This window comes from Novosphingobium sp. GV079, from assembly GCF_003058045.1.
GTDB classification, from domain to species: Bacteria; Pseudomonadota; Alphaproteobacteria; order Sphingomonadales; family Sphingomonadaceae; genus Novosphingobium; species Novosphingobium capsulatum.
Genome location: NZ_QBUE01000007.1, coordinates 88,273 through 112,606, shown reverse-complemented (window position 1 = coordinate 112,606; position 24,334 = coordinate 88,273). Strand labels below are relative to the sequence as shown.

The 24,334-nt window shown below is 66.9% G+C and carries 21 protein-coding genes; 15 read left to right on the top strand and 6 right to left on the bottom strand.

Features of this window, described 5'->3' with window-relative positions; all coding sequences use genetic code 11:
* Nucleotides 1-2: 2 nt before the first annotated feature.
* Genes C8K14_RS11405 through C8K14_RS11390 form a run of 4 tightly spaced genes read left to right on the top strand, consistent with a single transcriptional unit; the run spans nucleotide 3 to nucleotide 4,661 of the window.
* On the top strand, nucleotides 3-2,090 hold the full coding sequence (locus C8K14_RS11405) for an FUSC family protein (RefSeq protein WP_107716750.1): 2,088 nt from the start codon (nucleotides 3-5) through the stop codon (nucleotides 2,088-2,090).
* On the top strand, nucleotides 2,087-2,320 hold the full coding sequence (locus C8K14_RS11400; RefSeq protein WP_231627534.1) for a DUF1656 domain-containing protein: 234 nt from the start codon (nucleotides 2,087-2,089) through the stop codon (nucleotides 2,318-2,320). Before C8K14_RS11405 ends, C8K14_RS11400 begins: the two co-directional genes overlap by 4 nt.
* On the top strand, nucleotides 2,320-3,258 hold the full coding sequence (locus tag C8K14_RS11395; protein ID WP_107716749.1) for an HlyD family secretion protein: 939 nt from the start codon (nucleotides 2,320-2,322) through the stop codon (nucleotides 3,256-3,258). Before C8K14_RS11400 ends, C8K14_RS11395 begins: the two co-directional genes overlap by 1 nt.
* A complete protein-coding gene (locus C8K14_RS11390; protein ID WP_233251046.1) occupies nucleotides 3,255-4,661 on the top strand; it encodes an efflux transporter outer membrane subunit in 1,407 nt (468 codons plus the stop codon). The genes C8K14_RS11395 and C8K14_RS11390 overlap by 4 nt, the downstream gene beginning before the upstream one ends.
* Nucleotides 4,662-4,767: 106 nt before the next feature.
* Here the strand turns inward: C8K14_RS11390 and C8K14_RS11385 are convergent, their stop codons facing one another.
* From C8K14_RS11385 to C8K14_RS11365, 5 genes are all read right to left on the bottom strand, one after another.
* A complete protein-coding gene (locus C8K14_RS11385) occupies nucleotides 4,768-6,888 on the bottom strand; it encodes a molybdopterin cofactor-binding domain-containing protein (RefSeq protein WP_233251045.1) in 2,121 nt (706 codons plus the stop codon).
* 14 nt (nucleotides 6,889-6,902) lie between these two features.
* Nucleotides 6,903-7,367: a (2Fe-2S)-binding protein gene (locus C8K14_RS11380; protein WP_054130772.1), complete on the bottom strand. Its 465-nt coding sequence runs from the start codon at nucleotides 7,365-7,367 to the stop codon at nucleotides 6,903-6,905.
* Between the two features lie 167 nt (nucleotides 7,368-7,534).
* Nucleotides 7,535-7,912, bottom strand: a complete 378-nt coding sequence (locus C8K14_RS11375; RefSeq protein ID WP_054130773.1) for a cytochrome c family protein — start codon at nucleotides 7,910-7,912, stop codon at nucleotides 7,535-7,537.
* 198 nt (nucleotides 7,913-8,110) lie between these two features.
* Complete coding sequence (locus C8K14_RS11370) at nucleotides 8,111-9,424, bottom strand: FAD-binding oxidoreductase (protein ID WP_233251044.1); 1,314 nt, start codon at nucleotides 9,422-9,424, stop codon at nucleotides 8,111-8,113.
* Nucleotides 9,424-10,764, bottom strand: a complete 1,341-nt coding sequence (locus C8K14_RS11365) for a glutamine synthetase family protein (protein WP_022678240.1) — start codon at nucleotides 10,762-10,764, stop codon at nucleotides 9,424-9,426. Before C8K14_RS11365 ends, C8K14_RS11370 begins: the two co-directional genes overlap by 1 nt.
* A 188-nt stretch (nucleotides 10,765-10,952) precedes the next feature.
* On the opposite strand from C8K14_RS11365, the gene C8K14_RS11360 reads away from it, so the two are divergent.
* From C8K14_RS11360 to C8K14_RS11340, 5 genes are all read left to right on the top strand, one after another.
* A complete protein-coding gene (locus C8K14_RS11360; RefSeq protein ID WP_084391062.1) occupies nucleotides 10,953-12,461 on the top strand; it encodes an aldehyde dehydrogenase in 1,509 nt (502 codons plus the stop codon).
* Nucleotides 12,458-13,180: a gamma-glutamyl-gamma-aminobutyrate hydrolase family protein gene (locus C8K14_RS11355; RefSeq protein ID WP_107716748.1), complete on the top strand. Its 723-nt coding sequence runs from the start codon at nucleotides 12,458-12,460 to the stop codon at nucleotides 13,178-13,180. Before C8K14_RS11360 ends, C8K14_RS11355 begins: the two co-directional genes overlap by 4 nt.
* 293 nt (nucleotides 13,181-13,473) lie before the next feature.
* Complete coding sequence (locus C8K14_RS11350) at nucleotides 13,474-14,343, top strand: ABC transporter permease (protein ID WP_028658376.1); 870 nt, start codon at nucleotides 13,474-13,476, stop codon at nucleotides 14,341-14,343.
* Complete coding sequence (locus C8K14_RS11345; RefSeq protein WP_054130777.1) at nucleotides 14,343-15,194, top strand: ABC transporter permease; 852 nt, start codon at nucleotides 14,343-14,345, stop codon at nucleotides 15,192-15,194. Before C8K14_RS11350 ends, C8K14_RS11345 begins: the two co-directional genes overlap by 1 nt.
* 19 nt (nucleotides 15,195-15,213) lie before the next feature.
* Nucleotides 15,214-16,329: an ABC transporter ATP-binding protein gene (locus C8K14_RS11340; RefSeq protein WP_107716747.1), complete on the top strand. Its 1,116-nt coding sequence runs from the start codon at nucleotides 15,214-15,216 to the stop codon at nucleotides 16,327-16,329.
* Nucleotides 16,330-16,564: 235 nt separating this feature from the next.
* Here C8K14_RS11340 and C8K14_RS11335 read toward each other — a convergent pair whose 3' ends face one another.
* Entirely contained in the window at nucleotides 16,565-17,560 is a 996-nt protein-coding gene (locus tag C8K14_RS11335) for an IS30 family transposase (protein ID WP_107716746.1), read from the bottom strand.
* A 186-nt stretch (nucleotides 17,561-17,746) separates the two neighbouring features.
* Here C8K14_RS11335 and C8K14_RS11330 point away from each other — a divergent pair, with 186 nt between their 5' ends.
* The 6 genes from C8K14_RS11330 (at nucleotide 17,747) to C8K14_RS11305 (ending at nucleotide 24,199) form a co-directional block, all read left to right on the top strand.
* The gene (locus tag C8K14_RS11330) at nucleotides 17,747-18,097 is read left to right on the top strand and encodes a DUF3147 family protein (protein ID WP_022678247.1); all 351 of its coding nucleotides are present in this window, start codon (nucleotides 17,747-17,749) and stop codon (nucleotides 18,095-18,097) included.
* A 28-nt stretch (nucleotides 18,098-18,125) separates the two neighbouring features.
* Nucleotides 18,126-18,656 carry a nuclear transport factor 2 family protein gene (locus tag C8K14_RS11325; RefSeq protein WP_022678248.1) on the top strand — a complete coding sequence of 177 codons (531 nt, stop codon included), beginning with the start codon at nucleotides 18,126-18,128 and terminating at the stop codon, nucleotides 18,654-18,656.
* 103 nt (nucleotides 18,657-18,759) lie between these two features.
* A complete protein-coding gene (locus C8K14_RS11320; RefSeq protein ID WP_107716745.1) occupies nucleotides 18,760-20,103 on the top strand; it encodes an FAD-binding oxidoreductase in 1,344 nt (447 codons plus the stop codon).
* Nucleotides 20,104-20,129: 26 nt separating this feature from the next.
* Complete coding sequence (locus C8K14_RS11315; protein ID WP_107716744.1) at nucleotides 20,130-21,473, top strand: glutamine synthetase family protein; 1,344 nt, start codon at nucleotides 20,130-20,132, stop codon at nucleotides 21,471-21,473.
* A gap of 53 nt (nucleotides 21,474-21,526) precedes the next feature.
* Nucleotides 21,527-22,594 (top strand): spermidine/putrescine ABC transporter substrate-binding protein, encoded by a 1,068-nt coding sequence (locus C8K14_RS11310; protein WP_107716743.1) that lies wholly within the window; start codon nucleotides 21,527-21,529, stop codon nucleotides 22,592-22,594.
* Nucleotides 22,595-22,840: 246 nt separating this feature from the next.
* Nucleotides 22,841-24,199, top strand: a complete 1,359-nt coding sequence (locus C8K14_RS11305) for a peptidylprolyl isomerase (protein ID WP_107716805.1) — start codon at nucleotides 22,841-22,843, stop codon at nucleotides 24,197-24,199.
* The last annotated feature ends 135 nt before the right edge of the window (nucleotides 24,200-24,334 follow it).

The following is a 24,334-nucleotide window of genomic DNA, read 5'->3' as shown; positions in this document are numbered from 1 at the left end:
CCATGTTTCCGTTTCCCAAAGCCTGGGTGCAACCCCTGCTGTTCTCGGCCAAGACCGTGGCAGCGGGGTTCCTGGCGCTGTGGATCGGGCTGTGGGTCGGGCTGCCGTTCCCGTTCTGGGCGATGACCACCGCGTTCATCGTCTCCAATCCGCTGGCCGGGGCCACCCGCTCCAAGGCGATCTACCGCGTGATCGGCACGTTTGTCGGCGCGGTCTTTGCCGTGGCCGTGGTGCCGGTGCTAGTCGATACGCCGATGATCCTCTCCACCGTGCTGGCGCTGTGGGTGGGGGGCTGTCTCACCGTGTCGCTGCTCGATCGCTCGGCACGGTCCTATACCCTGATGCTCGCCGGCTATACCGCGGCGATCATCGCCTTTCCTTCGGTCAACCAGCCCTATGCCGTGTTCGATACGGCAGTCGCGCGCGTTACCGAAATCACGCTGGGGATCGTTGCCGCCACCCTCACCCACAGCCTGTTCCTGCCGCAATCGGTGGCCGCGCCGCTGGGTGCGCGGCTGGAACGCTGGCTGGGCGATGCCGAAGCCTGGCTCGCCGATTGCGTGCGCAGCGCCGATGATGGCGGCGCCCCGCGCCGTGCCCCGCGCGAACAGCAGCAACTGGCCGTCGATGTGGTCGATTGCGCGCTGATGGCCATTCACGTGCCCTATGATACCTCGCACTGGCGCGAGATGACCGGCACGCTGCGCGCGCTGCTCGAACGCATGCTCGTGCTGCTGCCGCTGCTCTCGGGCCTGTCGGACCGGCGCAGCGCCATCGCCACCGAAGATGCCTGCGCCGATCCCGATCTGGAAAGCGCCCAGGCCGCCACCCGCGCCTGGATCGCGGCGGGTTGCCCCGCGCTCGATCGCCCGGCGATCGCCGTGCCCGAAAGCATACGCCCGCAATCCTGGCACGATCTGCTGGCAACCAGCTATCGCGTGCGCCTGGCCCAGGTGGTGACGCTGCTGGCCGATTGCCGCCAGGCGCTCGACCACCTGCGTGATCCACGCCAGCCGCTGCCCGCCTCGTTGCGCAGCCCGCGCGCCGCGCTGCGCCTGCACCAGGATCTGGGCCATGCCTTGATGGCGGGCATCGCCGCGTCAGTGGCCGTGATCGCCTGCTGCGCGCTGTGGATCTATTCCGGCTGGGCAGATGGCGCGGGCGCGGCGGCGATGACGGCGGTGTTCTGCTGCCTGTTTGCCGCGATGGACAATCCCATCCCGGTCATCCTGCGCTTTGGCGTGGCGATCTGCGCGGGCGTGCCGCTGGCGGGCATCTACCTGTTCGAAGTGCTGCCCTATGTGCACGATTTCACGGCGCTGGCACTGGTCATGGCGCCCACCCTGCTGGCAATCGCCGCGTTCATTCCCCATCCGCGCCTGGGTGGCCAGGCCACTGCCATGGCCATGGGGTTCTGCAGCGCGCTGGCCATCCAGGAAAGCTTCCACCCCGATTTCGAACGCTTTGTGAACAGCAACATCGGCCAGGTCCTGGCCGTGGTCCTGGCCGCAGGGTTCACCGCCGGCCTGCGCAACCTGGGTACCGACGTGGCGATCGCCCGCCTGCTGCGCGCGCTGCAACGCGATCTGGTGCGGCTGTCGACCACCGCCACGCCGCCCGATCCGGCCGTGGCGCTGGGCCGGGTGATCGACCAGACCGCCCTGCTGACGCAGCGCCTGGGCGCTGATCCCGCCGGCTCGCTGGCGGCGCAGGCCGCGCTGCGCGAGGTACGCCTGGCGATCAACCTGGTGGCGATCCAGCACGCTCGCGCCGCCGCGCCGCTGCGCCAGCAGCGCGCGCTGGCCAGCCTGCTGCGCGAGGCGGCCCGCTATTTCCGTGCCTGGCGCCCCGATGCCCCGCCCCCGGCCGACGCCCGGCTGCAGCACCGCATCGATCGCGCGCTGCGCCTGATTCTCAAGGAAGGCGGCCCGGTGCGTCCGCCGCCGCTGCCCTTTGGCCACCCCGATGCGCCCGATGCGCCCCATGCCATCGCCGCGCTGATCGCCCTGCGCCGCAATCTTTTCCCCAATAGCCCCGGCCCGGTCCTGCCCCTGGCAGCAGCCCCCGCCGTGGTGGAGCCACTGGCATGAACCCGCCGACGCCTGCTTTTTCCGAATACATGTTCGGCGAAGTCTTCGTGGCTTCGGCGCCGGTCACCGCCACGGTCGCGCTGATCCTGGCGCTGATCGTGCACCGCGTGCTGGTGGCGCTGCGTTTCTATCGCTGGGTCTGGCACCCGGTCTTGTTCGATACTGCCATGTTCGTGGCATTCTGGGCGCTGCTCGTGCGCTTTCCCCAGTTGATCAATGGATGGCTCTGATGTCGCTGCTCGCTTCCCCCACCTTTCGCAAGACCGTCCAGATCGGCGTGACCGGCGCCATCGTCATCGTCGCGGCCATCGGCGCGCGTTCGCTGTGGCTGCATTACCAGGCCGACCCGTGGACGCGCGATGGCCGCGTGCGCGCCGATGTGGTGCAGGTGGCACCCGATGTGCAGGGCCTGGTCACCCAGGTCGCCGTGGTCAACGACCAGCCGGTGCACAAGGGTGACGTGCTGTTCCAGATCGATACCGCGCGCTATGCCCTGGCCGTGCGCCAGGCCGACGATGCCATCGCCCAGGCCCGCACCGGGATCACCCGCGCCCGCGTCGCCCTGGCCGAGGCGCAGCGCGAGGCGGCGCGCAACCGTGGCTTGGGTGATCTGGTGCCGCTGGAAGTGACGCAGCAGAGCGAGACCAAGGTGGCCGATGCCCAGGCCCAGGTCGCCGCTGCCCAGGTCATGCTGGAAACCGCGCAAAGCCAGCGCGAGATGGCCCGGCTCAACCTCGATCGCGCCACCGTGCGCGCGCCGGTCGATGGCACGATTTCCGACCAGACGCTGCGCCCGGGCAACTATGTCGCGCCGGGCAAGGCGGTGATGGCGCTGGTCGACAACAGCTCGCTGCGCATCGAGGGCTATTTCGAGGAAACCAAGCTGGCCCATGTCCACGTTGGTCAGCGCGCCACCGTGCGCCTGATGGGTGAGGATCGCCTGCTCAAGGGCCATGTCACCTCGATCGCGATGGCGATCGAGGATCACGATCGCACTGGCAGCGCCTCGATGCTGCCCTCGATCAACCCCAGCTTTTCCTGGGTGCGCCTGCCCCAGCGCGTGCCGGTGCGCATCGCCCTGGATGAACGCCCGGCCAATGTCGCGCTGATCGCCGGGCGCACCGCCTCGGTCACCCTCGCGCCCGACAAGCAGGAGAACGCCCGGTGAAGCGCCTTTTCCTGATCGGTTCGGCCATGCTGGCACTGGCCGGCTGCAAGGCGGTTGGCCCCGATTACCATGTGCCCAAGGATGCAGCGATCACCCGCCCGGCGGCACAGGGCGCATTCCAGTCTGCCCCCGCCGCGCTGACCACGGCCGATCAGCTGCCGGCGCGCTGGTGGCATCTCTATGATGATCCCGTGCTCGATGGGCTGGAAGAACAGGCGCTGGCCGCCAATACCGATCTGCGCGTGGCCGCTGCCAACCTAGCCCGCGCGCGCGCCGTTACGGCTGTGGCCGAAGGTGGCAAGGAAGTGGATTTCGGGGTTTCGGCCGGGGCGCAGCACGCGCGCCTGTCGGGGCAGTCCTATCTGCAGAACGAGCAGCTGCCGGTTGCCGATATCGGCGATGTGGGCGCGGAAATGAGCTATCAGATCGATCTGTTCGGCCGCATCCGCCGCCAGATTGAGGCCGCCCGTGCCGATGAGGAAGCGATCGCCGCCACGCAGGATGCGGTCAAGGTCACCGTCGCGGCCGATGTGGCGCGGGCCTATGTCGGCGTGTGTGCCGCCCACGCCGCCGAAGACCTGGCGCAGCGCGCGATCACCCTGCAAGGGCATCTGGTCGATATCAACCGCCGCCTGGTCTCGGCCGGGCGCAGCGCCGCTCCCGATGTTACCGCCGCGCAAGGCCGCCTGGCCCAGGCGCAGGCCGCTCTGCCCATCTATCGCGCCGCCGCGCGGGCCGCGCTCTATCGCCTGGCCGCGCTGACCGGCAAAGTGCCGGCCGATTACCCGCGCGAGGCGGAAAGCTGCCGCAGCGTGCCCGAGATGAAAACGCCGCTGCCGGTGGGCGATGGCGCGGCCCTGCTGCGCCGCCGCCCCGATGTGCGCGCGGCAGAGCGGCAACTGGCCGGGGCCACTGCGCGCATCGGCGTGGCCACGGCCGATCTCTATCCCTCGATCGGCATCGGCCTGTCCGCTGGTTCCACCGGTTTCGTCAAGGATCTGGGGCTGCCGGCAGCCAATCGCTGGTCGATCGGCGGGCTGCTGCACTGGTCGATCCCTGGCGCCGGCGCCCGCGCGCGGGTCAAGGCCGCCGATGCCAGTGCCGATGCCGCGCTCGCGCATTTCGATGGCGTGGTGCTCGGCGCCTTGCGCGAAACCGAAACGGCACTCGCCACCTATGCCGAAAACCATGATCGCCATGCCGCGCTGGATGAAGCGCTGGCCTCTGCCCGCACCGCGTCCGACCAAGCCCGCCGCCTGCGCGAGGCCGGCCGCGCTGCCATCACCAGCGACATTGGTGGCCGCCAGGGCGTGATCGGCGCCGAAGCCGCCGTGCTCAATTCGCGCGTGGAACTGGCCAACGACCAGGTCAACCTGTTCCTGGCGCTCGGCGGCGGCTGGTAAAGCAGAGAAAGCGGGACCCCGGATCAAGTCCGGGGTGACGATGAATAGCCCAATACCCTTTTCGTCGCCCCGGACTTGATCCGGGGCCCCACGCAAGCCTGTCGGCTCAGGCCGCCTCGAACCCGGCCTGCAACGGCACCTGCCGCACCCGCTTGCCCGTGGCGGCAAACAGCGCATTGGCCACCGCCGGGGCGATCACCGCCGCGGGCGGTTCGCCCATGCCGCCCGGCGCGTTGTCCGTCGGCATCACGTGGGTGATCACGCGCGGCGCCTCGTTCATGCGCAGCGGGCGCACGTCGTTGTAGTTGGACTGGGCGATACGGCCCTTTTCCAGCGTCACCCCGCCATAGAGCGCGGCCGACAGGGCAAAGGTCACCCCGCCTTCGATCTGCGCCTTCACCCCCAGGGGGTTGATCGCCGGGCCGCAATCCACCGCCACGGTCACCTGCGGCACCAGGATCTGCTTTTGCGCATCGACCTTCACATGGGCCACCGCCGCCAGGCAGGTGTCCCAGATATGCAGCACGGCCAGGCCCAGCCCTTCGCCCTTGGGCAGCGCCTTGCCCCAGCCAGCCTCGGCGGCGGCCTTTTGCAGCACCGCCCGTGCGCGCGGATCGGTGATCTGCGCCAGGCGCCAGGCCAGCGGGTCTTGCCCCGCGGCCAGCGCCAGTTCGTCGGCAAAGCTTTCGATCACAAACGTGTTGCGCAGGCCGCCAACGCCGCGCCACCAGCCGGTGGGCATGGCGCTTTCCACCTGCTTGAACGTAACCAGCCGCGCCTTGGCCGGGTAGAGCGGGGCGATCGCGCCATCCACGGCGTCATCGTCCACCCCGTTGAACTTGTCGCCGAGAAAGCGCGCCATCACGGCCGATCCGGCGATGCGATGCTCCCACGCGGCAACCTTGCCCGCCTGGTCCAGGCTGGCGCTGATGCGGTCGGCATAGGCCGGGCGCACCATGTCGTGCTGGATATCCTCCTCGCGCGTCCACACCAGCTTGACCGGATAGGGCACCTTGGCCGCCAGGCTGACCGTGCGCTCCACCATGTCGGTTTCCAGCCGCCGGCCAAAGCCGCCGCCCATCAGGAAGTTGTGCACCTGCACTTTGTCTTCGCCCAGGCCCAGCACGCGGGCAGCAGCCGCGCGGCAATCGCTGGGCACTTGCGTTCCGGTCCACACCTGGACGCCCTGCGGCGTGACATGGGCGGTGCAATTGCCCGGCTCCATCGTGGCATGGGCCAGGAACGGCTGGTGATAGAGCGCTTCCACGGTCTTGGCGGCGCCGGCACGGGCCTGGGCCAGATCGCCCTCGGCCTTGGCCGTCACGCCCGGCTTGGCCACGGCGGCATCGAGCGCGGCCACGACCTGGGCCTGGTCCAGCCCGGCATTGGCGCCCTCGTTCCAGGTCGGCGCGGCGGCCTCGAGGCCCTTCTTGGCCGTCCACAGGCTGTCAGCCGTCACGAACAGGCAGTCGTCCAGCGCGATCACGTCTGCCACGCCGGGCACGGCTTTGGCCGCTGCGGCGTTGTGGCTGGCCAGCTTGCCGCCGAACACCGGCGATTGCGCCAGCGTGGCAATCTTCATGCCCGGCACTTTCACATCGATGCCGAACTGCGCGGTGCCGCGCACCTTGTCCGCCGAATCGAGCCGGCGGGTATCCTTGCCGATCACTTTCCAGGCAGATCGCGGCGTGGGCGTGGCGTCGGTGGGCACATGCGCGGCGGCATCGGCGACCAGCGCGGCGAAGCCCAGCCGCTTGCCCGATGCCGGATTTACCACCGCGCCATCGGCCAGAGTCAGGCCATCGGGCATGACTTTCCACTGCCGCGCCGCCGCATCCACCAGCGCGGCGCGCGCATTGGCAGCGGCCTGGCGCAGCGGCTTCCACAGCTCGCGGATCGACGTAGAGCCACCCGTGGTAGTATCGATCGGCGCAAAGCGGGCGCGGTCGGCCGGCGGGATCGACACCTTGACCGCGCTGGGCGCCAGGCCCAGTTCCTCGGCCACCAGCATGGTCAGCGCGGTCATGATGCCCTGGCCCATTTCGGTCTTGGGCAGGGCAAGCGAAACGGCGCCATCGGGCAGCACCGCCAGATAGCCATTGGCCGCCAACTGGCCGGCGGGCACGCTGCTCAACGCGCGGTGCAGCGGCACCACCAGGGCGCTGGCCAGCACGGCCGATCCGGCCAGGAACGCGCGGCGTGACGGGGTGGCGATCGGCGTGGTCATCGGTCTTCCCCCCCTCATGCCTTGATCGTATCGGCGGCGCGATGGATCGCGGCGCGGATGCGGTTATAGGTGCCGCAACGGCAGATATTGCCGCTCATCCCTTCATCGATGGCGGCATCATCGGGCTTGGGATTGGCCTTGAGCAGCGCGGCGGCGGCCACGATCTGCCCCGGCTGGCAATAGCCGCACTGCACCACGTCCAGCTCTTCCCAAGCGGCTGCCAGGGCCTGCCCCAGCGGCTGGCCAGTCAGTCCCTCGATCGTGGTGACAGCCTTGCCGGCCACATCGGCCACGGGTGTCTGGCAGGCGAACAGGCGCTGCCCGTCCACCAGCACGCTGCACGCGCCACACAGGCCCGCCCCACAACCGAATTTCACCCCGGTCACCCCGGCGATATCACGCAAGGCCCACAGCAGCGGCATGTCTTCCGCCACGGCCAGGGTGCGTTGCTTGCCATCGATTGTCAGCGAAACGGGCATATGCGGTGCTCCGGTCTAATGGGCGTGGTCTGGCGTTCGCTCCCTCGTCGTCATCCCGGACTTGATCCGGGATCCCGCTTTTTGCTCATCCAGCCCCAAAGGGCAGCGGGACCTCGGGTCAAGCCCGGGGTGACGATGATGGGGCGCATCTTACGCCATCGCGGGCATCAGTGCAGGGTCTTGAGATAGGCGATCACGTCAGCGCGCTTCTTGGCATCGGGAATGGCCACGACCATGCGCGTGCCCGGCACCAGCTTGCCCGGCGCGGTCAGGAAGGTGTCGAGCGTCTTGGGATCCCAGGTCTTGCCCGAATTCTTGAGCGCGGTGGAATAGGCAAACGCGGTGGAACCGGCCTGGCGCCCGACCACGCCCCACAGGTTGGGCGCGGCAAAGCCCTTGGCGCCGGCGGTGTTGACATGGCACATCTGGCACTGCTGCTTGAACATGGCGGCCCCGGCAGCGGCATTCTGGGCATGGGCCACAGGCGCCGTCACGGCTGCGGCCAGGCCCACCAGGGCAGAAACGAACAGGGGGATACGACGCATTATCGACCGTCCTTCAGGTGTTGATCGCGGATATCCCGGCCACGGAGTGGCAGCGGGATCGTAACGTGGGATCGAAGGCGCTCGGCCGGACAGGACCGCCACCAACCAAGCGATTGTGCACGATCGACCCGCAAAGGTCCATCGATTCAGCCATGGATGAGGCATCGATTCAGGCACAATGCCGGCCATATGCGCGGCTCACACCCCCAGCCGATCGCGCAGCGTGTACCACAGCGATCCCAGGGTGGAGAGCGGCGCACGAAAGCGCTGCCCGCCGGGAAAGGGCGGGTGCGGCAGCTCGGCAAACACGTCAAAGCGCGCATGCTGCCCGGCGATCGCCTCGCCCAGCAGGCGGCCCAGCAATTGCGTGGTCGTCACGCCGTGGCCGCTGTCACCATGCGAATAGAACACCTTGGGTGAAAGCCGGCCGATCTGCGGCATGCGGCTCAGCGTCATGGCAAAGGTGCCGCTCCAGGCAAACTCCAGCTTCACGTCCTTGAGCTGCGGAAAGGTCTTGATCAGGCCGGGACGGATCTTGGCTTCCACGCTGGCCGGGTCCTGCCCGCCATAGACGATGCCGCCGCCATAGAGCAGGCGCCCGTCGGCCGTGCGGCGGAAATAGTCGAGGATGTAATTGGCATCCTCCACGCAGGCATTGCTGGGCAAGAGCTGCGCGGCCAGATCGCCCAGCGGCTCGGTCGTCACAACCTGGCTCGATACCGGCATGATCTGCCCCGATAGCCGGGGCAGCGTCTTGCCGAGATAGGCATTGCCGCACACCACCAGGGTATCGGCGGTCACCTCCCCTTGCGCGGTGACCACGCGCGGGCGCGGGCCGCTGTCATCCACGTGCGTCACGCGGCTGTGTTCGAACAGGCGACCGCCCAGCTGCTCGAACGCGGCGGCTTCGCCCAGCAGATAGTTCAGCGGGTGGAAATGGCCGCGCAGCGGATCGAGAATGCCGCCGACATAGCGATCGCTCTGGACATGGCCGCGCAGGGCCTCGCGGTCGAGCACGGTGATCCCGGCATGGCCATGCGCGGCCCAGACCCGCTGCTCGTCCTCCAGCGCGCGCATCTGCTTTGCATTCAGCGCCACGCCCAGCCCGCCATCGACCAGATCGCAGGCAATGCCATAGCGCGCGACGCGGTCGCGGATGATCGCGGCGCCTTCCAGCGCCACTGCGCCCAGTGCGCGCGCCACGGCTGGCCCGTGCCGCGCTTCCAGCACGTCAAGCCCGCGCGAATAGCCGTTGATCAGCTGGCCGCCATTGCGGCCCGATGCGCCCCAGCCCACACGCTCGCTTTCGAGCACGATCACGTCGATGCCCTTTTCGGCCAGTTCCAGCGCCACCGAAAGCCCGGTGAACCCGGCCCCGATCACGCAGACCGTGGCTCGCTCCGCGCCCTGCAATACCGGCCGCTGCGGCGCCGGGTTGGCGCTGGCGGCATACCAGGTGGGCATCCCGGCATAGGGCGCCGCCTGGTGCAGGCCCGGCACCGCCATGTCCATCACAGCAATCCCAGGTAGGTATCGTATTCAAACCGGTCGATCTGGCCCAGGAACGCGGCGCGGTCCTGCTGCTTGCACGCCAGGAAGATATCGCGGAAGCGCGCGCCGAACATGCCGGCCGCGCGTTCAGAGGCGGCAAAGGCAGCCTGCGCGGCGCCCCATTCCACCGGCAGCGGCGCGCCGGCGCCGGGATGCAGCGGGTCTTGCGCCGGAGGCGGCATCACCGCGTCCTCGATCCCCTGCAGCATCGCACCCAGCATCGCCGCCATGGCCACGTGTGGGTTCACGTCAGCCCCGGAAATGCGATGCTCGATCCGCGTGGCCTTGGCATCGCCCACGATCACCCGCACCGCGGCCGAGCGGTCATCGATGCCCCAGCTGGCCGAGACCGGCGCATGGGCATCGGGCCGGAAACGGCGGAACGAGTTGTAGTTGGGCGCAAACGCCAGCATCGTTTCGGGCATCGCCGCCAAGAGGCCGGCCACTGCGTGCAGCAGCATGTCGGCCGGGCCGCCCTCGGGCTTGGCCAGCACGTTCTTGCCCGCTGCATCGTTGAGGCTGGCATGGATATGCATGCCGCTGCCCGAACAATCGCCATAGGGCTTGGCCATGAACGTCGCGCCCAGCCCGTGGTGCGCCGCCAGCGCGCGCACGATGCGCTTCATCAGCACGGTATCGTCGGCCGCGGCCAGTGCATCGGCGCGGTGCAGCAGGTTCAGTTCGTATTGCCCCGGCCCCGCCTCGCTGATCACCGCGTCGGCGGGAATGCCCATGGCGTGGGCCAGCGCCATGATCTCGTCGAACAGTGCGGCATGGGCAGACAGCGCCGTGGTCGAGAGCGTGTCGTTGCGGCGCAGATTGCCATCGGGCGGCACCGGCACGCCGTTTTCCAGGCGATAGAGGTAGAACTCCAGTTCGGTCGCCACCACCGGGGTCAACCCCCGCGCGGCATAGCGCGCCAGCAGGGCCTGCAACATCCCGCGCGGATCGGCCACCACGGGGCCGCCATCCTTGTCGACCATGCCCAGGAACACCTGCGCGCTATCCTCGCCCAGCCACGGCGCCTTGCTCCAGCGCCCGGCCACCGGCCAGCACAGCCCATCGGGATCGCCCGTGCCAAACGCCAGGCCTGCGCCCGCCACGTCACAGCCCCAGGCATCGAGGGCAAAGACCGAAAGCGGCATCGGCAGGCCCTTGGCCGCCAGGGCCACGGCCTTGTCGCGCACCAGCCATTTGCCCTTGGGCGCACCGTTCACGTCGGTGAGAAAGGCTTCCACTCGGGTCACTTCGGGATGGGCGGCAAGCCAGGCGGCAAAGGACGAGGCGGTTTCTTGTGTCATGGTGTGATCACATATAAAAAGCCCGCCGCGCTGTCCAGCCCGGATCGTCGGATTGCCACGCGCTTTTCCGCCCACAACCGCTCTTTCGACGCCGGGAAATACACAGAAGCCATGGCTGCCAGACCTTGCACCACGGGCCACAATGGCTATTAGTGATCACACATTGCACCAGCCGGATGAACCAGACGATGACCAGTGCCCCGCCCACCCTGCCCAGCCGCCTGCCGGCCCACCACGTGATCGGCGGCGCCAGCGTTGCGGCCGCGTCGGGCGCCACGCTGGACACCGTCAACCCCGGCACTGGCCAGGTCATCGGCACCCTGCCGGCGGGCGATGCCAGCGATATCGACCGCGCCGTGGCCGCCGCCCGCCGCCGCTTTGAAAGCGGGCAGTGGCGCGACATGAAGCCAGCCCAGCGCAAGAAGCTGATGCTGACGCTGGCCGACAAGCTGGAGGCTGCGGCCGAAGAATTCGCCGTTCTCGAAACCATCGATTCGGGCAAGCCGATCAGCGACACCCGCAATGTCGACGTGCCGCTCGCGCTCGGCACGCTGCGCTTCTATGCCGAGGCGATCGACAAGATCCATGGCGAGGTTGGCCCCACCGGCCCCGACAAGTTCAGCTATGCCGTGCACGATCCGCTGGGCGTGATCGGCGCGATCGTGCCGTGGAACTTCCCCCTGCTCATGGCCATGTGGAAAATCGCCCCGGCCATCGCCATGGGCAATTCGATGGTGGTCAAGCCATCGGAACTGTCCTCGCTCACCGCACTGCGCTTTGCCGAACTGGCGCTGGAGGCCGGCATTCCCGATGGCGTGCTTAATGTCGTCACCGGCACCGGCCAGGACGCGGGCGCGGCCCTCGCCCTCCACCGCGACGTGGACATGATCACGTTCACCGGCTCGGGCCCGGTCGGCCGCCAGCTCATGCGCTATTCGGCCGACAGCAACCTGAAGCGCGTCAGCCTGGAACTGGGTGGCAAGAGCCCGCATATCGTCTTTGCCGATTATCCCGATCTCGATCGCGCGGCAGCAGCGGCGGCGTGGGGCATTTTCTACAACCAGGGCCAGGTCTGCACCGCCGGATCGCGGCTCTTGGTGCAGCGTTCGATCCACGCGGAATTCGTCGAAAAGGTACTGGCCGTGGCCCGCACCATCCGCCCGGGCGATCCGCTCGACCCGGCGACGCAACTGGGCGCGGTGATCAGTGAAAAGCAGCTGGAAGGCGTGCTCACCCGCATCGCCCGCGCGCAGCAGGAAGGCGCCGCGCTGCGCCTGGGCGGCAGCCGCGCGCGCGCCGAAACCGGCGGGTTCTACCTCGATCCCACGGTGTTCGATACCGTCAGCAACGCCAGCAGCCTGGCCCAGGAAGAGGTGTTCGGCCCGGTGCTGGCGGTGGTGCCCTTCGATACGCCCGAAGAGGCGCTCGCCCTTGCCAACGACACCGAATATGGCCTCGCCTCGGGCCTGTGGACCGGTTCGATCGATATCGCCCACGCCTTTGCCCGGCGCCTGCGCGCTGGCCTGGTCTGGGTCAACGGCTGGGACGCGTGCGACATCACCATGCCCTTCGGCGGGTTCAAGCAATCCGGCTTTGGCCGCGACCGCAGCCTGCACGCGCTGTTCAAGTATGCCGACATGAAGTCCGTCACCATTTCCACGCCCACGCTGTCCTCGCTCGGAGTGCTGCCGGCATGACGCGGCCGCTGCTGGGCGTATCGTGCTGCCTGCGAAGCGGCGGGCCAGAACCGGTGCATGGCGTAATCGACCGCTATCTGCGCGCGCCCGCCGCCCACGCCGATTGCGATGTGGTGCTGGTCCCGGCCCTGCCCGGCCTGACCGACTGGGCCGCGCTCGCCGGCCGGCTCGATGGCCTGCTGCTCACCGGCAGCCCGTCCAACATGGAGCCGTGGCGCTATGGCGCCAGCGCCGGTGACGGGCCGTTCGATCCCGCGCGCGATACCACCACGCTGGCGCTGGGCGATGCCATGCTGCGCGCCGGCAAGCCGGTGTTCGGCATCTGCCGGGGTTTCCAGGAACTCAACGTGGCGTTCGGCGGCACGCTGCAAACCCTGCCCAGCGATGGGCCGGTCAGGCACCACGCCCCCGATGGCGCCAGCCTGGAAGAGATGTTTGCCCAGACCCACCCGGTCAGCCTGACGCCCGGCGGCATCCTGGCCACCGCGCTGGGCGATGCGATCACCGTCAATTCCGTGCATTACCAGGCCGTGGCCACGCTGGGCCAGGGCTTGACGGTGGAAGCGGTGGCACCCGATGGACTGGTAGAGGCCTTTTCGGCGCAAGTCGGCGCGGCGCAGGTGCTGGCGGTGCAATGGCACCCGGAATGGGATGCCGATCGCAACCCGGCCTCGGCCTGGTTCTTTGCCCGGCTGGGCCAGGTGCTGCGCGGTGGTTGACGAACGCCGGCGCGGGCGGGCACATTCGCGCCACAGCGATTTGCGATTGACCGGGCCGGTTCCCGCGCATAAGTGTGATCGCAGATAACGGGGTTACCCCGCAATAGCATAAACCCGACGCACACCAAAAAACGGGCGTCACGCAGGCAGGCATGTTCAACCACCCGCTTCGGGCGCCGTCTTGGCGTGTGCCCGCGGCGCCCGGCGGCCCTTCGCGGGGCCGCGCAAACTGGGGAATTGCCACCGATGAGGCCAGGACGCATGAGGCCACGAACCATGGGAACCGCCCGGCGATGAGCAGCGCATCGAACACCAGCAGGCGCGCCTTCTGGGCCGTGCTGACCGCGCCGGCCGCCTGGATCACCCTGTTCTTCGTCGTTCCGCTCAGCGTGATCTGGGCCTACAGCTTTGGCCGCACCCTGGGACTGACCGAAGTGGCCGTCACCGGCACGCTCGACAACTACGTGCGCGTATTCGATCCGGTCTATCTGCTGATCTTTGCTAAGTCGCTGGTCTTTGCCGGGGTGACCACGGCGGTGTGCCTGGTGATCGGCTTTCCCTATGCCCTGGCGATGACCTTTGCCAGCGATCGCGGCAAGATCCTGCTGCTGCTGGGCATCATGCTGCCGTTCTGGACCAACCTGCTGGTCCGCACCTATGCCCTGATGGCGGTGATGCGCACCGAGGGCTATATCAACGACATGTTCGGTCTGTTCGGGTTTGGCCCGGTCGAGATGCTGCACACCAACTTCGCGGTGATCGTCGGCCTGGTCTATGTCCACCTGCCCTTCATCATCCTGCCGCTCTATTCCACGCTCGATCGCATGGATCGCTCGCTGATCGAGGCCAGCCTCGATCTGGGCGCCGGGCACATCGCCACGATCTTCAAGGTCATCGTGCCGATCGCCAAGCCGGGCATCCTCTCGGCAATCATGCTCACGTTCATTCCCGCGCTCGGCTCCTACCTCACGCCCGATCTGCTCGGCGGGCCTGACAGCCAGATGATCGCCAGCGTGATCGAGCGGCAGTTCAAGCGTGCCAACGACTGGCCGTTCGGCGCTGCGCTTTCGTTCATGCTGATGTATCTCACGCTCCTGGCCATGGGCCTGCGCGCGATCCAGGATCGCCGCGCCGCCCGCGCCCGCCCGCAGGGAGACGCCTGATGGCCACTGCCCCCAAGCCGCTCGATGCCAAACCGGGCCCGCTCGAATACAGCCGCCGTTGGCCGCTGCGCCTGTGGGTGGGCGCGGTGATCCTGTTCCTCTACCTGCCGCTGGCCAGCCTGGTGGTGTTCAGCTTCAACGACAGCCGCCGCACCATCCGCTGGGAGGGCTTCACGCTCGATTGGTATGGCACGATGTGGAACGATTCCGCGCTGATCGATGCCTTCACCAATTCGCTGACCATCGCGTTCATCTCGATGCTGTTCAGCGTGGTGCTCGGCGCCCTGACCGCGATCGCGCTGTGGCGCTTCCGCTTTCCCGGCAAGGGCCTGTTCGATGGCGCGGTAACCCTGCCGATCGTGGTGCCTGAAATCTGCATGGGCGTGGCGATGCTGGTGTTCTTCGGGCAGATCGTGCCCTGGCCGCGCGATCTGGTCTGGCCGTTCGATCTGGGCGCGATCATCATTGCCCATATCACGTTCAGCTTCCCCTTCGTCGCCGTGGTGGTCCGCGCGCGCCTCGCCAGCTTCAACCGCGAGATGGAAGAGGCCGCACGCGATCTGGGCGCCAGCGAATTGCGCGCGCTGTGGGATGTGCTGCTGCCCCATGTGCGCCCGGCGCTGATCTCGGGCGGGCTACTCGCCTTCACGCTCAGCCTCGATGATTTCGTGATCACCTTCTTCACCTCGGGGCCAAACACGGTGACCTTCCCGGTCAAGATCTATTCGATGGTGCGCTTCTCCGTCACGCCCGAGGTCAACGCCGCCTCGACCGTGCTGATGCTCATCACCATCGCGCTCACCGCCATCGGCATGAAGCTGCAGGGTCGCGACCTGGCCCAGGGCCACTGATTTCACACAGGACTTTCCCATGACCCAGCCTCTCATCCAGTTCGAGAACGTGACCAAGCGGTTCGGCTCGTTCATCGCGGTGGACGATGTCAGCCTCGATATCCAACGCGGCGAATTCTTCTCGCTGCTCGGCCCATCGGGCTGCGGCAAGACCACGCTGCTGCGCATGCTGGCGGGCCTGGAAACCCCCACCGAAGGGCGCATCCTGATCGACGGCGTGGACATGAGCACCACCCCGCCCAACCGCCGCCCGGTCAACATGGTGTTCCAGTCCTACGCCGTGTTCCCGCACCTCACCGTGGCCGACAACGTCGCCTATGGCCTCAAGATCGATCGCGTCGCCAAGGACGAGCGCGACGCCCGCGTGGCCGAGGCGCTGCGCCTGGTAAAGCTCGACGAATTTGGCCACCGCAAGCCCGATCAGCTCTCGGGTGGCCAGCGCCAGCGCGTTGCCCTCGCCCGCGCCCTGGTGAAAAAGCCCAAGGTGCTGCTGCTGGACGAGCCGCTGTCCGCGCTCGATGCCAAGCTGCGCGATGCGATGCGCGCCGAACTGGCGCAGATCCAGCACGATGTCGGCGTCACGTTCGTGATGGTCACCCACGATCAGGACGAAGCGCTGGCCATGGCCAGCCGCTGCGCGCTGATGAACCGGGGCCGCCTGCAACAGGTGGCCGTGCCGGGCGATCTCTATGAATACCCCGCAAACCGGTTCGTGGCTGATTTCATCGGCACCATCAACATGTTCGAAGGCCGCCTCAGCGTCGACGAGCGGGATCACGCCGCAGTGACCGCACCTGGTCTCGAAGTACCGATCTTCGTCAGCCACGGCGTCACCGGCGCGCCCGACACCCCAGTGTGGGCCGGCATCCGCCCGGAAAAGATCACGATGACTCCGGCCAGCGAAGGCCGCCCGGCCGGCCCCGATGCCTGCCCACAGGCCAACGTGGTGGCCGGCACGATCGTGCGCTCCGCCTACCTCGGCAGCCAGACGCTCTACGATGTGGAAACCGCCAGCGGCGCAACCTTCAAGGTGGCCCGCGCCAACGGCGAACGCTCGCTCGTCTCCGCCCTGCCCGTGGGCGAGGCCGTGTGGCTGAGCTGGAACACCAAGGCCCCGGTCATACTGCTGGGCTGATCGCGGTGTTGGGCGGCATGAGTAGATAGAGATTTATATTTCTATCAACGATATAGGAAAAAGTGTTTCGCGCAGAGGCGCTGAGGCGCAGAGATTTAAGAGCGCCTCTGCGCGAGCCAAATATGTCGGCAATCGCCCACTTGCGGCCATGCTGGCGTTTTGCACAAACAGAACAGCTGGACCCCGGATCAAGTCCGGGGTGACGAGGAATTTGAGAGAATATATGTACTTATCGTCACCCCGGACTTGATCCGGGTGTGGATTCACATCCGAAGTGCAACGTTTGGAAGGTTTCGGCTGGTGTTTTGAAGCCGAGGCATTTTCTGGGTGTGTTATTGTAGTTGGCGAGGATGGCATCGAGTTGCTGAGTGGGCAACGCGGTTGGGTCGATTTTTGTGGGCAGGGCGCGTCGGAGGCGCCCGATGGCGTTTTCGATGCCGCCCTTTTGCCATGGTGCTCGCGGATCGCAGAAGTAGGTTTGGATGCCGAGTTGGCTGGTCAGCTGGTGGTGGCGGTAGAACTCTGCGCCGTTGTCGAAGGTGATGGACCGGCGCAGGTGCGGCGCGAGTGGTTTGAGCAGATCGGCGAGACAGTCGGCGACGGTTTGTGCGCTCAGGCGTGACTGGGGGATGGCCAGGGTGATGCGCGAGTGACGTTCGTGAGCGATCAGGAACGCGGGGCCTGGCGTTCGGAAGAGCATGCAGTCGGCCTCCCAGTGGCCAGGGATGTGGCGTGATGCGATGTCGTCCGGTCGGTCATGGATCGAGCATTTTCCTTGGGATCGCGGCCAACCACCCTTGGTGCGCCAGCCGCGTTTGATCTTGGCGCGAGGCAGGTACAGGCGCCATTTGGTGTCGTTGGTACGTTTGAGTTGGGCATAGACGAAGCGGTAGATGGTCTCGTGGCAGATGACCCTGCGCCCTTCCTCGCGCGCGAGGCGTCCGGCGATCTGTTCGGGCGACCAGCCGGCGGCAAGGCGATCCAGCACGGCATCCCGCAAATCGTCGTCGCGTTCGAGCCGGCTTCCGCTCCAGCGCCGGGCTGAGGTCTGTGCCTGGGCATAGGCGGGCTGGTAGCCGATCCGGTTGCCGGTGTTGCGCTTCAGTTCGCGGGCGATCGTCGACGGCTGGCGATCCAGAGCTGCAGCGATTTGCCGGATCGATTGCCTGGCTTCGCGAAGCCGGGCAATCGAGCATCGCTCCTCAAGCGAAAGCTGGGTGTATCTCGACATGGCAGCACCTGTCTGAGGTGTTGCACTTCGTTTGTGAACTCACAGGGGTCCAGCTTGATAACTTGCACCTTGGCTGCCGTCATCGCGCATGCAGCAGCTACCCACCCATCCTCGCCGCTTGCCAGCACCCCATTTGGCCAAGCAGCGCTAGGCAACGAAGCGTGGCTGCCGTAACACCGGCGCACCATGTTGCAGCTTGCTCTCAAGGCCGCCATTTCCGGCGTGCTGATCGCCACCGCCTCCACCCTTGCCAAGCGCTATCCCGGTTTTGGCGCACTGATCGCGTCGCTGCCCCTGGTGTCGGTGATTGGCATGATCTGGCTGTGGCACGATCGCCCCGATGCCGAAAACATGGCGGCCCATGCCGGGGCCACGTTCTGGTATGTGCTGCCCTCGCTGCCGATGTTCCTGCTGATCCCGGCCCTGCTGCGCCACGGCGCCGGGTTCTGGTCGGCGCTGCTGGCTGGTTGCGCGCTGACCATTGCGCTCTACAGCCTGATGGTCTGGATCGGCCCCCGGCTGGGCCTGCCGCTGTAACGCCGTTTTCGTAAGGAGGGAGCCAACGATGCTACGCCATGCCCTGACCGCCGCCGGCCTTTTCGCCCTGCCGCTGGCCGCCGTGCCCCTGGCCAGTCTGCCAACGCCCGTTCACGCGCAGGAAGCGGTGGTGGCGGTGCCCGATCCCGAAAGCCTGTTCACCAGCCCCGATCCAGTGCTCAACCGCAACAAGCAGGCCGCACTCCATATCGTCAAAGACCTTTTGGAATGCGGGCATTGGGACAAGGCGGATCAATACCTTACCCCGGCCTATCACCAGCACAACCCGATGGTGCCCTCGGGCCGCGATACCGTGGTCCATTTCTTCACCCAGGTGGTCAAGGTGCAGCCCAAGGCATGCCCGGCGCACATGGCGACCCCGGTCGCCGCGGTCACGGCCGAGGGCGATCGCGTGGTCGTGAGCATGGTGCGCACGCTCAAGGACCCCAAGAATCCGGGCAAGACCTATACCACCACCTGGTTCGACATGTGGCGCTTTGTCGATGGCAAGGCCGATGAACACTGGGATGGCGCCACCCTGGCTGACGCTGCGCCGTAAGATTCGGCGCGCTAGGCCGGTGCATGGCATGCACCGGCCTGGCAGCCAAACCCCCAGCGCGTTCGCTTGTCGCCCCTTGCCGCATGGGGTAGAACCACAGGCAATGTTGACGCCTCGATCCATCGAGCGGGCAGGACCAACCGGCGAGGATGTGCGGGCCTATCCGCCGTCCTATTACGCCGCCACCGCGCCCATGGCCTTTGCCGGCACGGCGCTGGACCAGGATGTGCAGGCCGATGCCTGCATCATCGGCGGGGGCTACACAGGTCTGGGTGCCGCATTGCGGCTGGCAGAGGCCGGGCGATCGGTCGTTCTGCTGGACAGCGGGCCTGTCGGCTGGGGCGCCTCGGGCCGCAATGGCGGCCAGGTCCACCTTGGCTGGAACAAGGACCAGCACTGGCTGGCGCGCCACCTCGGCAGCGACGGTGCGCGCGAAATGTGGGCCATGGCCCGCCATGCGCGCGACCACCTCGACCGGCTGATCGCGCACGATCCCGACCGTTGCGATTTTCGCGCCGGGCTGATCCACGCCGATCACAAGCCCGGCCTGGTGGCGCAGACCCATGCCGAGGTGCGCTTTCTGCAAGAGGCCTATGGCCACCACGCGCTCACCCCGCTCGGTCGTGACGACATTCGCGCCATGGTCGACAGCCAGGTCTATCACGGCGGCAGCCTGGATATGGCCGGCGGCCATCTTCACCCGCTCAAGCTGGCGCTCGCCATGGCGCGCGCTGCCCGCGCGGCGGGGGCAGTGATCCATCCCTACAGCCGTTGCACCGGCATTGCGCCCGATGGCCCGGCAGGCACGCGGCCTGCCTGGCGCGTGACCACGCCCGGCGGCACGGTGCGCGCGGGCCAGGTGCTGGTGGCGACGGGCGGCTATGGCACGGGCCTGGTGCCGGCGGTCGATGCCCATGTCCTGCCGATCAACAACTTCATCGCCACCACCGCGCCCCTCGGGCCAGAGCGGGCGGCAGCCCTGATCGCTGGCGGCCAGGCGGTCTCGGATTCGCGCTTCGTGGTCTATTATTTCCGTATCACGCCCGATCACCGCCTGCTGTTTGGCGGGGGCGAACGCTATTCCTGGCGGCTGCCGGCCGATATCGCCGCGTTCGTGCGGCCGCATATGCTGCGGGTCTTTCCGCAACTGGCCGATGTGGCGATCGACCATGCCTGGGGCGGCACGCTGTCGATCACCCCGCATCGTCTGCCCCATGCCGCGCAGGTCATGCCCGGCCTGTGGTCGCTCAGCGGGTTTTCCGGTCTTGGCGTGGTGCTGGCGCCGTGGCTGGGTGGCGAAATCGGCGCGACCATGGCCGGGCTGCCCGCGCCCGCGCTCGATCTGGTACGCCGCCTGCCCACGCCCCGCTTTCCCGGAGGCACCTTGCTGCGCTGGCCGACCATGGCCGCCGCGATGACTTTCTTTGCCCTGCGCGACCGTCTCTGAACCCCTTCTTCCAAGCGAGTGATCCCATGACCGAAGCCTTTGCCGAATGGATCCGCGAAAAACGCATCAGCGAGGTCGAGTGCCTCGTCCCCGATATCAACGGCGTGGTGCGCGGCAAGGTGTGGCCGGCCGACAAGTTCATCGCCTCGGTCGGCAACATGAGCCTGCGCCTGCCTTCCTCGGTGTTTTCCGTCACCATCACCGGTGACTACGCCGATACCGACGAGGACGATTTCCTCTATCGCGATCCCGATGTGACGCTGCTGCCCGATATCAATTCGATCTGCGTGGCACCGGGCTTTCGCACCCCCACAGCCTTTGTCGTGGCCGATGCCCTGCACCGCGATGGCAGCGCGTTTGAAGTGGCGCCGCGCCACGTGCTCAAGCGCATGCTGGCCAAATATGCCGCGATGGGCTGGCAGATGGTCGTGGCGCCCGAACTGGAATTCTACCTCACCGAGGTCAATTCCGATCCCGATCTGCCGATCCAGCCGCCGCGCGGGCGCTCGGGCCGGGCGGAAAGCTCGCCCCAGCCCTATGGCCTGGAATCGGTGACCGAATACGAAGACATCATCGAGGAAATCTACGACAATTCGGAAATCGCCTCGCTCCAGCTCGATACCATGATCCACGAAGGCGGCACGGCGCAGCTGGAAATCAATTTCAACCACGGTGATCCCGTCGCGCTGTGCGACCAGGTGGTGATCTTCAAGCGCATCGTGCGCCAGGTCGCGCTCAAGCACGGGGTCTATGCCACGTTCATGGCCAAGCCGATGGAAAGCCAGCCGGGCAGCGCCATGCACCTGCACATTTCGGCGGTGGACGCAGGCGGCAACAACCTGTTCGGCACGCAGGCCGGGCTGACCCCGGAATTCCGCTGGTTCGTCGGCGGGCTGCAACGCTACCTGCCGCAGGTCGTCCCGCTGTTTGCGCCCAACGTCAATTCCTTCCGCCGCATCCGCCCGGCCCACAGCGCGCCGATCAACGTGCAATGGGGCCTCGACAACCGCAGCTGCGGCCTGCGCATTCCCGTCAGCGGCCCGCGCAGCACACGCATCGAAAACCGCCTGCCCGGCGCCGATGCCAATCCCTATATCGCCATCGCCGCCACGCTGGCCTGCGGCTATATCGGCCTGCAGGAAAAGATCGAGCCGCTGCCGCTGATGACCCGCAACGCCTATGACGAGGAGCGCACCCTGCCGCGCAATCTCGATGCCGCGCTCAAGCAGATGATCGATTGCCAGCCGGTGATCGATCTGCTGGGCGAGCAGTTCATCAAGGCATTCTACGAGATCAAGCTCAACGAACTGGCCGCCTATGACGAGGTGATCTCGTCATGGGAACGCGATCACCTCTTGCTCAAAGCGTGATCGGGCGCCATCCCGGCGCCGTTCCACACCGCCATATCGGAAATTGAACGAAGATGGTCCATTCGCGCCGCATGTTCCTGCGCCAGGCTGGCCTTGCCGGCATCGGCCTGTCGTTTACCGGCGCGCTGGGCGCCTGTTCGCGCGGCAAGCCGGCGCGGTCGCTCAATCTCTACACCTGGGATACCTACATCGGCAAAAACACCGTGGCCGATTTCACCAAGGCGGCTGGCGCTGGCATGAACATCAGCCTGTTTGCCAACAACGATGAACTCTTTGCCAAGCTGCGCAGCGGCAACCAGGGCTATGACGTGATCGTGCCCTCGAACGACTTTGTCGAACGCATGCACGCGGCCGGCATGTTGACCGAGCTGGACCACGCCAAAATCCCCAACCTCAAGAACATCGCGCCCCAGTTCCTCAACCCGCCGTTCGATCCCGGCCGTCGCGTCTCGGTGCCCTATACCTGGATCGTCACCGGCATCGGCTATCGCAAGTCCAAGGTCGATGGCGTGCCCGACAGCTGGAAATGGGTGCTCGATTCCGATCGCTACAAGGGGCGCATCGCCCTGCTCGCCGAAGCGAGCGAGCTGTTCGAGATCGGCGCGAAATACCTGGGCCACCCGGCCAATACCAACGATCCCGCCGTGATCGCCCAGGTCAAGGCCATGCTGCTCAAGCAAAAGCCCAATATCGCCGCGTTTCATGACGACAATGGCCAGGATCTGCTGCTGGCAGGCGATGTTGACCTGGTGATCGAATACAATGGCGATATCGCGCAGGTGATGCGCGACGATCCCGACCTGGCGTTCGTCGTGCCGCGCCAAGGCGGCATCCTCGCGAGCGACGGGCTGTGCATTCCCCGCAATGCGCCCAATCCCGATCTGGCCTATGCCTTCATCGATTTCGTGCTGGGCGCCAAGGCCGGGGCCGACATTGCCCGCACCATCCGCTATCCCACGCCCAACCAGGCGGCGCTGGCGCTGATGCCCGATGATTACCGCAACAGCCAGGTGATCTTCCCGCCCGCCGCAGCGCTCGCGGCATGCGAATATTCGCGCTATCGCGGGCAAGAGATGAACAGCCGCTATGAGCAGGCGATGACCCAGGTGCGGGCGGGCTGATTAGGCCCGCCAAATCCCGCCTTTGGCCACGTTTCCCGCAAAGTTTTCCCCCAACCGGCCAATTCCGGCGTTGCATTCCCGGCCGCTTGCCGCCACTCAGCGTGGGTTAAGCCGGGGCAATGCAGGCCCGGGATCGACGCACCATTTCGCATGCAGCCCAATTCGCATGTTGCCTGACAGGAAGTTCGGATCGCCATGAAGTCCATCACCCGGCTGCCCCAGTTCCAGATGCGCCGTGATATTCGTATGGGTCACTGGTGCGGCCGGGCCGCCCTGGCGCTGGGTCTTGCCGCCACGGCCGCCCTGCCGGTGGCCGGCAGCGTGGCCCAGGCGCAAACCGCAGGCGGCGCGCCCGATGCCTCGGGCCAGCTCAACATTCCCGCCAACGTGCAGATCTTCGGCAAGAGCGATCCCAACGTGCGCCGCGCCACCGCGATCGTGAACGGCGAAATCCTCACCGGCACCGATATCGACCAGCGCCTGGCGCTGATCGTCAATGCCAATGGCGGCAAGGTTTCGGCCGAGGAACAGGAGCGCCTGCGCCTGCAGGTGCTGCGCAACCTGATCGACGAAACGCTGCAGATTCAAGAGGCCAAGTCGGCCGGCGTCGACGTTGACGATGACGAGGTCAACCAGACCTATGAGCGCGTGGCCCAGCAGAACTTCGGCCAGAACCCGGCCGCGCTCGACAAGTACCTGACCTCGATCGGCTCTTCGGCGGCCTCGCTCAAGCGGCAGATCCGTGGTGAACTGTCGTGGCAGCGCCTGCTGCGCCGCAACGTCCAGCCGTTCATCAACGTGTCTGACGGCGAAGTGCGCGAAATGATGGACCGCCTCAAGGCGGCCAAGGGCACCGAGGAATACCGCATCGGCGAAATCTATCTTTCGGCCAATGATACCAACCGCCAGCAGGTCATGGCCAACGCCAACCAGATCGTTGACCAGCTCAAGAAGGGCGGCAGCTTCGTCGCCTATGCGCGGCAGTATTCCGAAGCCTCCACCGCTGCGGTGGGTGGTGACCTTGGCTGGATTCGCCTGGCCCAGCTGCCGCAGGATCTGGCCAACGTCGCCACCTCGATGCAGCCGGGCCAGCTCGCTGGACCGGTGGAAATCCCTGGCGGCTATTCGATCCTCTACCTGATCGACAAGCGCCAGGTGCTGACCGCCGACCCGCGCGACGCGATCCTCAGCCTCAAGCAGATGTCGCTCAGTTTCCCCAAGGGCACCACGGAAAAGGATGCTGCGGCCAAGGCCGCCACCTTTGCCGCCACCGTCAAGACCATCCACGGCTGCGGCCAGGTCGATGCCGCCGCAGCTGGCATCGGCGCATCGGTCGTCACCAACGACCAGGTCAAGGCGCGCGACCTGCCGGCCGCGCTGCAGGATTCGATGCTCAAGCTCTCGATCGGCGAGGCGACCCCGCCGTTCGGATCGATCGAAGATGGCGTGCGCGTGCTGGTGCTGTGCGGCCGCGACGATCCCAAGGTGGCCGATGGCCCGAGCTTTGAAGAAATGCAGTCGCAGATGGAAGACGACCGCGTGAACAAGCGCGCCCAGACCTATCTGCGCGACCTGCGCCGCGATGCGGTGATCGAGTATAACTAAGGTGCTTGCCGCCACCACCCCCAACCCCCTCCTCTAAAGAGGAGGGGGTTCCGGCTCTCCCCCTCCTCTTTAGAGGAGGGGGTCGGGGGGTGGTGGAGGCCAAGTGAAACCCGCAACATCCCACCCCTCCACCCG